The sequence below is a fragment of the Mesorhizobium sp. B2-6-2 genome, from assembly GCF_006440615.1.
Taxonomy (GTDB): domain Bacteria; phylum Pseudomonadota; class Alphaproteobacteria; order Rhizobiales; family Rhizobiaceae; genus Mesorhizobium.
Map to the genome: position 1 here is coordinate 36,483 of NZ_VFUG01000009.1, position 13,459 is coordinate 49,941.

General features: G+C 63.4%; 16 protein-coding genes. 8 read left to right on the forward strand and 8 right to left on the reverse strand.

What is annotated here, in order from left to right:
• Positions 1-69 precede the first annotated feature (69 nt).
• Positions 70-1,254, reverse strand: a complete 1,185-nt coding sequence (locus FJ419_RS18495) for an MFS transporter (RefSeq protein ID WP_140696448.1) — start codon at positions 1,252-1,254, stop codon at positions 70-72.
• A 48-nt stretch (positions 1,255-1,302) separates the two neighbouring features.
• Here FJ419_RS18495 and FJ419_RS18500 point away from each other — a divergent pair, with 48 nt between their 5' ends.
• Positions 1,303-1,842 (forward strand): Lrp/AsnC family transcriptional regulator, encoded by a 540-nt coding sequence (locus FJ419_RS18500; protein WP_140696451.1) that lies wholly within the window; start codon positions 1,303-1,305, stop codon positions 1,840-1,842.
• On the opposite strand, the gene FJ419_RS18505 is transcribed toward FJ419_RS18500, so the two are convergent.
• Positions 1,839-2,342, reverse strand: coding sequence for a hypothetical protein (locus FJ419_RS18505; RefSeq protein ID WP_140696454.1), 504 nt, complete (start codon positions 2,340-2,342; stop codon positions 1,839-1,841). The genes FJ419_RS18500 and FJ419_RS18505 overlap by 4 nt on opposite strands.
• A gap of 12 nt (positions 2,343-2,354) precedes the next feature.
• The gene (locus FJ419_RS18510; RefSeq protein WP_140696457.1) at positions 2,355-3,185 is read right to left on the reverse strand and encodes a class I SAM-dependent methyltransferase; all 831 of its coding nucleotides are present in this window, start codon (positions 3,183-3,185) and stop codon (positions 2,355-2,357) included.
• 85 nt (positions 3,186-3,270) lie between these two features.
• Here FJ419_RS18510 and FJ419_RS18515 point away from each other — a divergent pair, with 85 nt between their 5' ends.
• Complete coding sequence (locus FJ419_RS18515) at positions 3,271-4,185, forward strand: LysR family transcriptional regulator (protein ID WP_140696460.1); 915 nt, start codon at positions 3,271-3,273, stop codon at positions 4,183-4,185.
• A 125-nt stretch (positions 4,186-4,310) separates the two neighbouring features.
• On the opposite strand, the gene FJ419_RS18520 is transcribed toward FJ419_RS18515, so the two are convergent.
• Together FJ419_RS18520 and FJ419_RS18525 are read right to left on the reverse strand one after the other, a co-directional pair.
• Positions 4,311-4,646 carry a hypothetical protein gene (locus FJ419_RS18520; RefSeq protein WP_140696463.1) on the reverse strand — a complete coding sequence of 112 codons (336 nt, stop codon included), beginning with the start codon at positions 4,644-4,646 and terminating at the stop codon, positions 4,311-4,313.
• Between the two features lie 55 nt (positions 4,647-4,701).
• Complete coding sequence (locus FJ419_RS18525) at positions 4,702-5,538, reverse strand: helix-turn-helix transcriptional regulator (protein WP_140696466.1); 837 nt, start codon at positions 5,536-5,538, stop codon at positions 4,702-4,704.
• 99 nt (positions 5,539-5,637) lie between these two features.
• On the opposite strand from FJ419_RS18525, the gene FJ419_RS18530 reads away from it, so the two are divergent.
• Positions 5,638-6,540: an SDR family oxidoreductase gene (locus FJ419_RS18530; protein ID WP_140696469.1), complete on the forward strand. Its 903-nt coding sequence runs from the start codon at positions 5,638-5,640 to the stop codon at positions 6,538-6,540.
• An 81-nt stretch (positions 6,541-6,621) separates the two neighbouring features.
• Here the strand turns inward: FJ419_RS18530 and FJ419_RS18535 are convergent, their stop codons facing one another.
• From FJ419_RS18535 to FJ419_RS18540, 3 genes are all read right to left on the reverse strand, one after another.
• Complete coding sequence (locus tag FJ419_RS18535) at positions 6,622-6,891, reverse strand: hypothetical protein (protein WP_246679241.1); 270 nt, start codon at positions 6,889-6,891, stop codon at positions 6,622-6,624.
• On the reverse strand, positions 6,888-7,103 hold the full coding sequence (locus tag FJ419_RS30815) for a hypothetical protein (RefSeq protein ID WP_181170747.1): 216 nt from the start codon (positions 7,101-7,103) through the stop codon (positions 6,888-6,890). The genes FJ419_RS18535 and FJ419_RS30815 overlap by 4 nt, the downstream gene beginning before the upstream one ends.
• 319 nt (positions 7,104-7,422) lie before the next feature.
• On the reverse strand, positions 7,423-8,319 hold the full coding sequence (locus FJ419_RS18540; RefSeq protein WP_140696770.1) for a GntR family transcriptional regulator: 897 nt from the start codon (positions 8,317-8,319) through the stop codon (positions 7,423-7,425).
• Between the two features lie 164 nt (positions 8,320-8,483).
• On the opposite strand from FJ419_RS18540, the gene FJ419_RS18545 reads away from it, so the two are divergent.
• The 5 genes from FJ419_RS18545 to FJ419_RS18565 all read left to right on the forward strand — a co-directional run bounded on the left by FJ419_RS18545 (position 8,484) and on the right by FJ419_RS18565 (position 13,442).
• Positions 8,484-9,536, forward strand: coding sequence for an ABC transporter permease (locus tag FJ419_RS18545; protein WP_246679242.1), 1,053 nt, complete (start codon positions 8,484-8,486; stop codon positions 9,534-9,536).
• Complete coding sequence (locus FJ419_RS18550; RefSeq protein ID WP_140696472.1) at positions 9,533-10,318, forward strand: ATP-binding cassette domain-containing protein; 786 nt, start codon at positions 9,533-9,535, stop codon at positions 10,316-10,318. Before FJ419_RS18545 ends, FJ419_RS18550 begins: the two co-directional genes overlap by 4 nt.
• Before the next feature lie 94 nt (positions 10,319-10,412).
• Positions 10,413-11,327 (forward strand): sugar ABC transporter substrate-binding protein, encoded by a 915-nt coding sequence (locus FJ419_RS18555; RefSeq protein WP_140696474.1) that lies wholly within the window; start codon positions 10,413-10,415, stop codon positions 11,325-11,327.
• A gap of 104 nt (positions 11,328-11,431) precedes the next feature.
• Entirely contained in the window at positions 11,432-12,457 is a 1,026-nt protein-coding gene (locus tag FJ419_RS18560; protein WP_140696776.1) for a zinc-binding alcohol dehydrogenase family protein, read from the forward strand.
• A gap of 220 nt (positions 12,458-12,677) precedes the next feature.
• The gene (locus FJ419_RS18565; protein WP_140696477.1) at positions 12,678-13,442 is read left to right on the forward strand and encodes an SDR family oxidoreductase; all 765 of its coding nucleotides are present in this window, start codon (positions 12,678-12,680) and stop codon (positions 13,440-13,442) included.
• The last annotated feature ends 17 nt before the right edge of the window (positions 13,443-13,459 follow it).

Genomic DNA, 13,459 nt, shown 5'->3' on the forward strand with positions numbered 1-13,459 from the left:
GCCAGCCTTAGAGCAATTCCAGGAAAAGTGCGAAACGGTATTCAGGCCGCGAGCGAGGAGTAAGGTATGTTACCGAGGACCGACTGGCCGCCATGCCGCTGCGCCCGCCGCCACCAGCATCAATCCCGCGGCGATCAAGGCGCAATTGGCGAAGCCCAGGCCTGTGTAGAGCGGGCCGAAGCCTGCCGTGCCGACGGTGACGGCGAGATAAGTGACCGCGCTGTTCAGGCCCATGATGGTGCCGCGCCGCGACGGGTCGAGCGCGGTGAGGCGCATGACCAGCACGTTCAGCCCGAAATGGTTGGCAAGGCCCCAGGCCGCGATCGTCGCGACCAGCAGGCCGAAGCCGCCGCTGGCCAGGGCAATCGCGACATAGACGGCGGCGACCAGCAGATAAGCGAAAGGCATGACGCGGCGGGCGCCGAGGCGATCGATGACACCGTCGAGCAAGGCGGCCGCGCCGAAGCCGAGACCGTAGGCGACCGCCGCCAGGCCATTGGCGCTGACCGGCTCGCCGAGGGCTTCGTGGAGATGATCGCCGAGATAGCCGTAGACGCCGTAGAAGGCGGTCATGAAGGCGCCGCAGGCAATGAGTAGCGGCAGGATGCCGGGAACGGCGAGCGCGCCGAGCGGCGACGGCGCGGGGCCGCTTTTCCTGATGTCGTGCAGCGAGCTCATCGCCAGACCGGCAACGGCCGCTCCTGCGAGCATTGCAACGGCCGCGAAGACGGCACGCCAATGGATGAGATCGGCCAGCACCGCCGACAGCGAGACGCCAGCGACCATGGAGAGCGTCCAGCCGGTCAGCACGACGCCGATGGTGCCGCTCTCGCGGCCGGGCGGCGCGATCGCGGCCGAGCTGGCATAGATCGCCGGCATGGCTATACCGGCGGCGATACCGGCAACGAGCTGGGCGGCCACCAGCATCGCCACTGTCGGCGCCAGGGCGCTGGCGACCAGCGCGATGGCCAGCAGCAGCAATGCGCCCTGAAGCATGCGGCGCGCGCCGATCCGGTCGATGTAGCGAGCAAGGAAGAGCGCGCTGGCCGATGTGCCGAGGCCGAAGGCGGCGGCGGCCGTCATTACCGCCGGCACGCTTGCGCCGAACGACGCCGCGACGGCGGGCGCGATCGGTCCCAGAACCAGCGAATTGGAGCCGATGACGGCGATGCAGCCGGTCAGCAGATAGGCGGCTGCAGGGATTGGCGCGCGGGGCGCCTCAGTCATAATTGCTGATTGATTGCTGTTCGACATATCATCATAATGGCCGAATTAAGTTCCGCATCAATGGAGAATTTCCATATGGACGCAGAAACAGATGACATTCAGCGGAACAAGCATCCGGCCCGCGAGGTCGACCCGATCGACCGAAAGATATTAGGCGTCCTGGTCGAGGACGCGACCATCAGCTATGCCGAGCTCGGTGAGCGCGTCGGCCTGTCGGCGCCGGCGGCGCATGAGCGGGTCAAGCGGCTGAAGCGCAGCGGCGCCATCCGCGCCACATCGGCGATCATCGATCCGAGGGCGGTGAAGAAGCCGCTGCTTGCCTTCGTGCATATCGACACAAGGGGCTGGGGCAAGACGCCGGAGCTGATGGCGGTCTCCAAATATCCGGAGGTCGAGGAGATCCACACGGTCGCCGGCGACACCTGCATGCTGCTCAAGGTGCGCACCGAGGACACGCGCGCGCTGGAAGGCCTGCTGGCCCGTCTCTACGACACGCCCGGCGTCACCTCGACGCGCAGCTATGTCGTGCTCTCGACCTATCTCGAGCGGCCGGTGCAGCCCGAGATCACGAACGAATGGCCGGCGCCGAAGCACATGGCAAACCCTATGTATTAGGCCGTTGCCGGCTGATGGCGCCTGGAACGCGCCAGCAGATAGAACGCCGCGACATGCGTGATCATCAGCAGCGGCACGTAGAGGATCGGGATCGCGTAAGCCGCGCCCAACTGTCCGGCCTGCCCCGGAAGGTCGAGCACGACGCCGTGATAGTAGTCGACGACGATGTCCACCACGCCTACGAGGTTAAAGGACACGACCAGCGGCCAGAAGATCACAGGCCTCCCCACCGCGATCAGCGCCAGCATGGCGAGCAGGCCGGTCGCGAAGTCGCCATAGGCGGCGAAGCTTGCGAAGGCAGGAGCAAGGTCGGGGCCGACAACGCCCGGGATGAGGAAGACGAGCCCGAAGAAGCGGAAGCTGTGCAGCGTTGCGATGGCGCGCTGCGCCTCTATCGGCTCCATCGATCTCAGCCTTGGCCAGATATAGGCGGCGAAGCAAAGCAGCCACGGCACGTAACCGAGCACGAGATGGATGTTGAAGATCATCGCAGGTGACATCTTCGCCTCCTATCAAGCCTTGACTGGAACAGCCTCGAACACTGCCGTCAGAATGCCCAGCCGTCCCTCCATGAGATTGCGCCCGAGATTGGTGGCGAAGTCGGCGAAACCCTGTCCCAAGACGACGCCGAGATTGAGCGAAGGCGGCGGGCCGGAGGCACGGAGCTCGGCGAACCAGGCCTTGGCGGCAGCCGTGTCGTCGCGGCGGACGAGCGTGCCGAAGCCAGCGGCTTCGATCGCCTCGCACGTCGCCTCGGCCGTCAGCAGGAAGCTTTCGCCCGGCGTCTTCGCCCACGGCACCGGATAGAGCGGATCGCCACCATTCAGCACGACGTCGAATGTCGCGAATTTTCCGCCCGGCTTCAAAACGCGCCTTATCTCGCGGTAGAGCAGCGGCCGGTCGGCGATGTTCATCGCCACATGCTGCAGGAGCGCGGCATCGAAACGGCTGTCTTCGAAAGGCAGCGCCAGCGCGCTGCCGGCTTCGAACGACACTTTGTCGTCTTGGCCGGTGCGCGTGGTCAGGTAACGCGCGGCCTCGACGAAGGGTTCGCTTAGGTCGACTCCGGTCACCGCGCAGCTATAGGTCTCGGCAAGAAACCTGGCCGGCCCGCCGACGCCCGATCCGATGTCGAGCACGGACATGTCGGCGGAGATGGCGGCCAGATTGGCGAGCTCCGCCGTCGCGGCCAGCCCGCGGGTATGGAACTGGTCGAGCGTCGCCAGTTGTTCGGGCTTCAGCCGCTGTTGCTCAGGTCCAAACACCGCCAGCGCGTTCTTCAATCGATCGGTCAAGCCGGTCGCGCGATAGTGGTCGCGCACGCGATCGAGTTCATCGGTCATTGCCATTTCCCTTCAGGCTTCCAACGTCATGGATGAAATAAGGCCGCTTTCCGCGAACTACTATCCACGATAATGTCGATGGGTCATGAAGCAGAACTTCACAGTCAGGCATGGCGCGCTCGACGGCGTCGAAGCATTCCTGAGCGTCGCAAGGCACCGCAATTTCCGCAAGGCGGCGGCCGAGCTCGCCGTCACGCCGTCAGCGATCAGCCAGGCGATACGAGCGCTTGAGGCGCGCATCGGCGCCGCGCTCTTCATCCGCACGACGCGCAGCGTCGGCCTTACCGAAGCCGGCGAGCGCTTTTTCGCGCGCGCCCGGCCCGCCTTCGAGGAACTGATCGCCGCGAGCGAGATCGCGCGCGGGATGGGCCAGCGGCCGGCGGGGCTCTTGCGCCTCTCGGTACCGCCGGCCGTGGTGCCGATGCTGCTGGAGCCGATGGTCGCCTCCTTCTGCCAGGCCTATCCTGAGATCGAGCTGGAGATCGTCGCCAGCGGCGAGCTTGCCGATCTCGCCGCTGAAGGATTCGACGCCGGCATCCGGATGGGCGACTTGATCGCGCCCGACATGGTCGCGGTCCGCCTGACGCCCTCCTTTCCGATGGCGGTCGTCGGCAGCTCGGATTATCTGCGCCGGCGCGGGGCGCCCGAGCGCATCGAGGACCTGCGCGACCATGCCTGCTTGCGCCTGCGCCGCTCGAATGGTTCGGTCGCGCCCTGGTCCTTCGTCGACGGCAACAAGGCCGTCGAGGCAATCGTGTCGGGACCGCTCATCGCGCACGATTATCCGTCGCTGCTCGGCGCGGCGATCCAGGGTGTCGGGCTGGCGCAGGTGCCAGGCCCGATCGCCGAAGCGCCGATCGCCGACGGGCGACTCCAGGCGCTGCTCGGCCGTTTCGCGATGACCACGCCGGGCGTTTTCCTCTATTATCCGGAAAGGCATCAGGTTCTGCCCAAACTGCGCGCCTTCATCGACCACATCAGGCAAACCGAGCGGCGTTGACGCCGCCCCGAAGCGATCAGGCCGGCGACGGTCAAGCTGACGCTTCGAAAGCCCGTGAAGGCAGTTGAGCCAAGCGATAAGTCGCTCGACCGCAGCCGAGCAGCGATGCTGCGCGGGGACACGACCTACGCCCTCGCGTGCCAGGCAAGGAATCTGCGTATCTCCTCCCGCTTGTCTTCGGACAAACCGGCAAGCAGGTTCTCGTCCAAGTACCCTTCCCGTATGAGAACGGCGAAACCGAGGATAAGCTGTGAATAGCGATAGTCGAACATCTGGTCGATCTCTCGCCGCTGCTGCCGCAGATAGTCTTCGACCTCCCACATGTCGGCCGGCGTCGTCGCATCGCTGGCCTTCTTTTTGAATTCGGCCATTATCTTGCCGAGCGCGGCCTCCAGCGCTGCATCGAAGGCGGCGCGAGCGACTTTCTTCTCGGACGGAGACCATTTTAGACCGAAGCTCATGAAACACCTCCTTGCGGCCTCAGATGCTTGGCACGTTGCGACACGGATGGTCGCTTCATTGGCCAGCGCGGGATTCGATCACGGATCGGATACGTTCCGCATCCGACTGCGCGACCGGATTGTAGACGATCATGCCGAGCTCGGGTCGACCGTCAACAGCAAAGACCGAGAACTCCAGCTCGATAAGCCCGATTTCGGGATGCCGCAGACGCTTCACGCCTTCGCCGTGCGCCGGCACGACGTCATTGTCGCGCCACAGTGCCGCGAACTCGGGGCTGGTCCTGGAAAGCTCCTCGACGAGTTCCGTGACCTCCGCGTCGGCTCCGGCGCGGACGGCGTCGGCCCTGAAGGATCCGACCACGAAACGGGCGACGCTCTGCCAGTCGTCCTGCGCATGGCGCACGCGCGGATTGCCGAACATCAGGCGCAGGATGTTGCGCTGCTCGCGCGGCAGCTTGGAATAGTCGGTCAGCATTGCCGCCGCGGCACGATTCCAGGCAACCACGTCCCAGGTCGCGGTCTTGATGATCGCCGGGCTGGGGTCCAAGGCGTCGAGGACGCGCTGGAGGCGCGGCGTCACGCTGTCCACGCTTTTGTAGCGAACTTCCGGAGGCCGCCCGAGACCCAGCATGAACAAATGCTCGCGTTCGGGCTCGGTCAGCATCAGGCCGGTGGCGATGCGGTTGAGCACGTCCGCGGACGGCGCGCCGCCCCGCCCTTGCTCCAGCCAGGTGTACCAGGTCGGGCTGATATTGGCGCGCTGCGCCACCTCTTCGCGGCGCAGCCCTTGCGTGCGCCGCCGCCCCGTGGCGAAGCCGAAGGCGGTGGGATCGAGGCGCATGCGGCGATCGCGAAGAAAGGTGCCAAGCTTGTTGGTCGTCTCGACGGGCATTGCGATCCTGTTGGCTGTTATACCATAATAAAGTCACTACTTTAACAGAATGAGTTATAGCGCAAATAAGGCCTCCGAACAACCACAGGAGACCCTCCCATGCGTGTATTCCTCACCGGCGCGACCGGCTTCATCGGTTCCAGGATTGTGCCCGAACTTCTTGCCGCCGGCCATCAGGTGCTCGGCCTGACCCGCTCCGATGCAGGCGCGCGGTCGCTTGTCGCCGCGGGCGCCGAGCCCCATCGCGGCGACCTCGAAGACCTCGACAGCCTGCGCGACGGCGCGGCGAAATCGGATGCGGTGATCCACACCGCCTTCGATCACAATTTCTCGAATTTCGTGGCCAATTGCGAGAAGGACAAGCGCGTCATCGAAGCGCTGGGCGGCGCGCTGGCCGGCTCGGACCGGTTGCTGATCATCACGTCCGGTGTGGGCATGGGTTCCGCCGAGCACGGACAGCCGGCGAGAGAAGACGTGTTCAACACCGACCATCCCAATCCGCGCATCCTGTCGGAGCTTACCGGCGCGGCGATGGCCGAGAAGGGCGCCAAGGTTTCGGTGGTGCGGTTGCCGCAGGTGCATGACACGGTGAAGCAGGGCCTGATCACACCGCTGATCGCGCAGACGCGCGCCAAGGGCGTGTCGGCCTATCTTGGCGAAGGCCGCAACCGGTGGTCGGCGGCGCATGTGCTGGATGTCGCGAAGCTCTACCAGCTGGCGCTGGACAAGCAGGAAGCCGGCGTGCGCTACAACGCCGTCGCGGAGGAAGGCATCCCGGTGCGCGAGATCGCGGAAGTAATCGGCGCCGGTCTCAACGTGCCGGTGGTCTCGCTCTCGCAGGAAGAGGTTGCCGACCATTTCGGATGGCTTGCCATGTTCGCCGGCCTCGACATGCCGGCGTCGAGCGAATGGACGCGCGCGCATCTCGGCTGGCAGCCGACGGGACCCGGCCTCATCGCCGATCTCGAGCGAATGGATTACACGCAGGCGGCCGCAGCCTGATCCTGCGTTGCCTTATCCAAGGGTCTCCGAGAGCGGATCAGCCCCTGTTTGAAGGGCTGACTCACTCTCAAGGTCAGCGATTTACTTCCCGCAATAGTGGTCGTTGATGTCGTTGACCGCATCCGCATCCGGCCCGACGCGGTGATACGCGCAGGCGCCCGCCGACGTGGTGGGCATCTGCCGGTCGTAGTAGCGCGGACCGCCGAACAGCGTCTCGATGATGTCGTCACTGGCTGGAACATAACGCTCCTGCTCGGTTGCGCGACGATGCCATTTGCCGGCCGAAGCCGGGCCGGCCATCGTGGCTGCCGCGGCAAGCACGAGCGCGGCGATTGCAAAATATTTCGTCATGGCAGCGACCTTCCGGCAATTCGGATCTGCAGCATAGCCAAAATCGCCAGCGGAACAAAAGTTCCCGTTTCCTGCTTGCGGCCGGTGAGTTCCTCGACACAGAAATTTGTGTTTGCGTGGGCGGTTGGCATGCGTTGGAGATTGGCCGAAAAGCGCATCGTCATCGTCATCCACGGGCGGAGCAAGGAGCGAAGCGACGCGCGCAGACCCAAGGATCCATTCCGTGACCTCAGAGCGCTGCTGCGGTGCAGAATTCTGCGTCGTTGCATTCCACGGCTCAGGTCGCGGAATGGATTCCAGGGTCTCCGCGACGCCGCTTCGCGGCTGCTCCGCCCGTGGAATGACGAGGTTGAGGGCTTTAGCCAATCCCCGGCGTTTGCGCTGATTCCGGCGGAAATGATTGGTGAAGATCTTGCTCGCCAGCGAACGGCAATCGCAACGGCGAGCCCATCTCGCGAATGACCGCGATTGGTCTCCGCGACAGCCAACAGCAGATGAGGGAGCCGATAGCCAGAGCCTGCGCGGTTTCGATCATTCTTCAAGCGCTATCAGCGAACGCATCAGGGTTGCCCTTGCTGAAGCGAGATGCGCTCGGCAGGCCTTTGCAACCCGGGCGGGGTTTCGGCTTTCGAGCGCGTCGATATAGGTGATGTGTTCAAGGAGCGCTGCCTTGTTGCGCTGCTTTTCGTCCTGCTTGTTCCATTGGTAGTGATAGTGGAAAATGAAGCTGATGATGTCGTAGAAACCGTCGATGAAGCGGTTTGGCGATGCCTCGTTTATGAGCCGGTGAAACCGGTTGTCGAGGCCGGAGAAATCGTGAAAGCGGCTTTCGATCCGCTTCAGCAGGTCGACATGTGCGATCTTGAGCGCGGCGAGCTTGGTCCACAGCGGGGAATTCTCAGGCTGCTGTGAAAACAGATGCGCCGAGCGCAATTCGAACATCACCCTGATCTCGAACAGCTCAAGCGCGAAATCCTCCGTGAAGCCTTTGAAAAGCCAACCGGTATTCGGCCTTTTCTCGATCAGCCCAAACCGGCTGAAGCGGATCAGGAACTCGCGGATTCCGTTGGTCGCAACACCGAACTGCCGCGCAAGCTCAAGCTCGTTTATGCTCGTGCCGGGTCTGGTGTCGCCCCGCAGCATCCACTCCATGAATTGCTGCTCGACATGCTTGGCGCGCGGCGTGGTTTCGGCGTCGGGATAATAATCATTTTCGTCGACCACGCGCTCCGCAATCCGGATGCCGTTGCGCTCAGCGATAAGTTTGCGACGAACAAGTTCCTGTAGAACCTTTCGGACGGTCGTGCGGCTGACGCCCATTCGCCGTTTCAACTCGTTCTCGGACGGAAGCTCCCCGACCAGTTGCCCATCATGCAGCATACTGGCGACGCGGTTGAACGCCTTCTTGTAGACAGTGTCGGTTTTCATCGGACTTCCCCGAAACATTAGCTTGTTCTTTTTAGCATGAACTTTATCCATAAAAAACAACTTGACCCGATCAGTCTCGTTGTTTTTTATCGATAAGAAGAGGAGCTAGCACGATCTGAGTTTTTGACGACGCGGCGCAATCAGCCTCGGCGGGGAGAGAAATATTGTCTGAAACGGGAAATACCGGCACCGCCGTCGGCGAGACCGCATTGCCGGCGCCCAAGAAGCAAGACGCCGTTCCCGGCCTTGCACTTGGCCTGACCTTGCTGAGCGCTGGTCCGGTCCTCATCCTGGCCCTGCTGATCGTCGTCCTCGGTTTTCTGTCGCCCTATTTCCTGACAGGGCGCAACCTCGGCAACATCCTCGCCCAAACCGCCGTGATCTCGGTTGTGGCGATGGGCCAGCATCTGGTCATCCTGACACGCGGCATCGATCTTTCCGTCGGATCGAACCTTGCACTGGCCTCCGTCGTCGGCGCCCTCGCCTTTCATGCCGGCGCGCCCGCATTCGCGGTGATCGCGGTGATGGTTGGCTGCGGCGCGGCGGTAGGCGCCATCAACGGGCTCTTCTACGTCTTCGGTCGGCTGCCGCATCCTTTCATCATCACGCTGGCAACATTGAGCATCGCCAAGGGCTTGGCGCTCCAGCTGGCCGATGGGCGCGCCATACCTGGGATGCCGGATTCGATAGATGCGCTCGGCCGCGATGCGGTCTGGGGTCTGCCCGGATCGGTCTTTGTCGTCGCGGGCGTTGCCGCGGTCCTTCTGGTCATGGCCAAGACCATGGTCTGGGGACGGTGGATCTATGCCGTCGGCGGTCGACCCGACGCCGCCCTGCGCATGGGCATTCCCGTGTCCTGGGTCCTGGTTTCGGTCTATGTGATCTCGGGGCTGTGCGCCGGCATCGGCGCGGTCATACTCGCCGGCCGCACCGACGCCGGTTCCCCCTTGTTCGGCAATCTGCTTGAACTGGATACGATTGCCGCGGTGATCATCGGCGGCGCCAGTTTTCTTGGCGGCCGCGGCCATCTCGGGCACGCCTTGATCGGCGCCATCATGATCGGCGTCATCCGCAACGCGCTCAACCTGCTCAACGTCAATGTCTTTTTCCAGCTCATCGTCATCGGCGTGGTCATCGTCATCGCCGTCGAGTCCGACGTGCTGCGCAACTATCTCGAAGGGCGGGTGCGCGTCATGCAGGCCGGGAGGCAGCCATGAGCGCCGTTGCGGCCAACGCCGATCGTGCCGCCACCGCCGACCAACCCGTGCTCGCCGTACGCGGTGCCACCAAGCGGTTCGGTTCGGTTCTGGCCCTGGACGATGTCAGCATCGAGGTGCGGCGAGGTGAGATCGTCGGCCTGCTCGGCGACAATGGCGCGGGCAAATCGACGCTGACCAAATGCATCAGCGGCGTGCACCAACTCGATGCCGGCGAAATTGCCCTGGACGGTGCGCCAACCCAGATACGCTCCCCTGCGGATGCGCGCTTCGCCGGCATCGAGACCGTCTACCAGGATCTGGCGTTGTTCGACAATCTGACGCCGGGACAGAATTTCTTTGCCGGTCGCGAGCTGGCTCGCCCGCAATGGCTTCCTCGCGGCTTGCGATTTCTCCAGCAACGCAGGATGGACGCCGAGACCCGTGTTCTGCTGGCAAACCTCAAGGTGACATTGCCGCGCTTGGACGCCGTCGTCGCCATGATGTCGGGCGGTCAAAGACAGGCCATCGCCGTGGCCCGGTCGACCGTGTTTGCCCGCAAGGTCGTGATCCTGGACGAGCCGACCGCCGCGCTTGGCCTGCGTGAATCGCGGCAGGTGCTCAACCTGGTCGCCGCCCTGCGCGACCAAGGCAATGCCGTCATCCTGATCACCCACAATATGGAGCATGTCGTCGAGCTTGCCGATCGCGCCGTGGTGCTGCGCCAGGGCCGCAAGGTCGGCGAGCTTGTCCCGACCGGGGAAAACAAACAGGAGCTGGTTTCCATGATCGTTGGAGCCTGATCCGTTCGAGATTTGGGGATCGTTCCGGTCCGCAAATGCCTGAAGCGACTTCCGCCGGAAGACGCCTCAATTGCAAGGGAGGAATGGAATGCCAATGAACCTGAAACTGCTCGCCGGGCTGGCCATCGCCGTTACATTCGCGATGCCGGCTTCGGCCGCCGACAAGATCAAGGTCGGCCTGATCACCAAATTCCCCGTGCCGTTCTATTCGACCATGGAGGATGCCGCCAAGAAATACGCGGCCGCTCATCCCGAAATCGAGCTGGTCACCGGCCAGGGCCAGGCCGCCACCGACATCGAGGGCCAGATCGCGCTGATCGAGTCCATGATCACCCAAGGCGTCAAGGGCCTGGCGATCACTCCGGTCGATCCGACCGTCGCGCCGGCGCTCGACAAGGCGGTTGCCGCCGGCATCAAGGTGGTTCTCGTCGACAACAGCATTCCCAACTGGAAAGGCCAGACGGCTCTGGTCTCGACCAACAATCTCAACGGCGGCAAGATCGCCGGAGAGTATCTGAAGACCGTGCTGAAGAGTGGCGACAAGATCGGCATCCTGCAAGGTGTTCCCGGAGTGCCGGCTCTGGACGATCGGGTCACCGGCATGATGGAGGGCCTCGGCGACATCAAGGTCGATGTTGTCGGCAAGGGCGCAACCAATTGCACGCTCGAGCTCGGCACGTCGGTGACCGAGGACATCCTGACCGCCAATCCCGATCTCAAGGCGATCTACTCGGCCTGTGGCCCGCCAATCTCCGGCGCCGTCAAGTCGATAAGCAATGCGGGCATTGCCAACGACAAGATCATCCTGGTCGGATTCGACGCCTGCTGCGGTGAGATCGAAGCGATCAAGTCCGGTGCGGAAGACGCCAGCGTTGCACAATTTCCGGCGAAGATGGGCGAGCTGGGCGTCGACACTGTCGTCAAGGCAATCCACGGGGAGGCGGTCGAAGCCAATGTGGATACCGGCGCCGGCCTTGTGACACTGCAGAACGTCAAGGACTTCGAGTGAACCAACAGTGGTCCGGCGGCGGCGCCCGCCGGACCACTTTCCACTGCAGGACTGTTGGAAGTCGCGTCTAGCGAAGGGGTGAGATCACAAATATGGGCCCCACCATCAAAGTCGTCAGATGCGCCGCGCCGGGCAAACTGGTGTTTGAGGAGCACGAGGCGCCAGGCAGCGCGCCGGAAGGCTGGGCCTTGGTCGATGTCGCCTATGTCGGCATATGCGGGACGGATTACCACATTTTCGAGGGCAGGCATCCCTACCTCGCCTATCCACGCATTATGGGCCACGAGGTTTCGGGAACGATCGCGGCCATCAACGCACCCGCGAACTTATCGGTCGGAGAGCAAGTCCTGATCAATCCCTATCTCGCCTGCGGAAAATGTTCGGCCTGTCGCCATGGCAAGCCGAACTGCTGCGTCGCGATAGAAGTGCTTGGCGTGCACCGCGACGGTGCCATGAGCGAGCAGATACTCGTGCCGGCGCAGAATTTGATCGCGGCGACGGGCCTGTCGCCGGTCGAGGCTGCCACGGTCGAGTTTCTGGCCATCGGTGCGCACGCGGTTCGCAGATCCATGGCCGGTCCGGGCAATCGAACGTTGGTCGTCGGCGCCGGACCGATCGGCCTTGGTGTCGCGCTTTTTGCGCGCATCGCGCAGCAGGATGTGACCGTCATGGACATCGATGCCGAAAGGCTGGCCTTTGCTGGCAGCCAATTGGGATTCGACGTGATCGACGGATCGGACGGTTCGGCCGCCGAAGCGATAGCCGAGCGAACGGCCGGAACGGGTTTCGATATCGTCTATGACGCTACGGGAAACAGCCGTTCCATGGAGCCTGCCTTCGCCTTTGTTGCCCACGCAGGCGTGATGGTGATGGTCAGCGTTGTACAAGGCGATATTACCTTCTCCGATCCGGAGTTCCACAAGCGTGAAATGATGCTGATCGGCAGTCGTAACGCCACGCATGCGGACTTCCAGCACGTCATCGCCTCGATCCATGCCGGCAAAATACCGATCGACCAACTCGTCACCCACCGCACGACGCTGCGGGACAGCCCACGCGACATTGCGATCTGGGCGAAGGAGAAGGCCGGTCTGATCAAGGCCGTCATCGAGGTGGGGCGACCTGTCTGACTTGAGCAAACACGTTCAAGATATCCCGTGCCGCCTGGTGCGGCACGGGATGCGCCTCATGGAGGGAAGCAGCTCGCGCTCGATGTGTCGATCGATCGCCGCCATGTTCAGCAGCAGCGTTTGAGCGACCAGCAAGGATGGGGTGCGACAAAACCGCAGCCGAGACCAAGACTCCTGTATGTTCGCCCTTGCGATCAAGGAATTCGGAAGGAATTACCCAATGGACCTGTTCAAACTGGACGGCGACGTCGCGCTGGTCACCGGCGCCGGCAGTGGCATCGGTCAGGCCGTAGCGGTCGGCCTTGCGGAGGCCGGTGCCGACGTCGCGTGCTTCGGTCACGCCTCGAAGGGAGGGCTCGAGGCAACGGCCCAAAGGATCACCGCGCTCGGCCGCAAGGCGCTTGCGATAACCGGCTCGGTGACGTCGGAACCCGATCTTGTCGCCGCCGTGGAGCGTATCGAAAAGGAGCTCGGCGCGCTTACGGTTGCCGTCAACAATGCAGGTATAGGCGGCGCGCACGCGGCCGAGACCTTGCCGCTGGCCACGTGGGAAGAACTTTACCGCATCAATGTCGGCGGTGTGTTCTTGTCCTGCCAGGCCGAGGCTCGCGTGATGCTGCCACGCCGCAAGGGATCGATCATCAACGTGGCCTCCATGTCCGGCTCGATCGTCAACCGCGGTCTCCTCCAGGCGCACTACAACTCGTCGAAGGCAGCCGTCATTCACATGACCAAGAGCCTGGCGATGGAATGGTCGGACCGCGGACTGCGGCTCAACGTGCTCAGCCCCGGATACACGCTGACCCCGATGAACCGGAGGCTGGAAGTCGCCGAGCAGGTGAAGACCTTCGAGCGCGATACGCCCATGGGTCGCCTCGCGGCACCCGAGGAGATGATAGGCCCGGCGGTGTTTTTGGCCAGTCGAGCCGCGTCTTTCGTCACCGGCATCGATCTCATCGTGGATGGCGGCTTCGTGTGCTGGTAGCAGAAGCGAAGCACGGC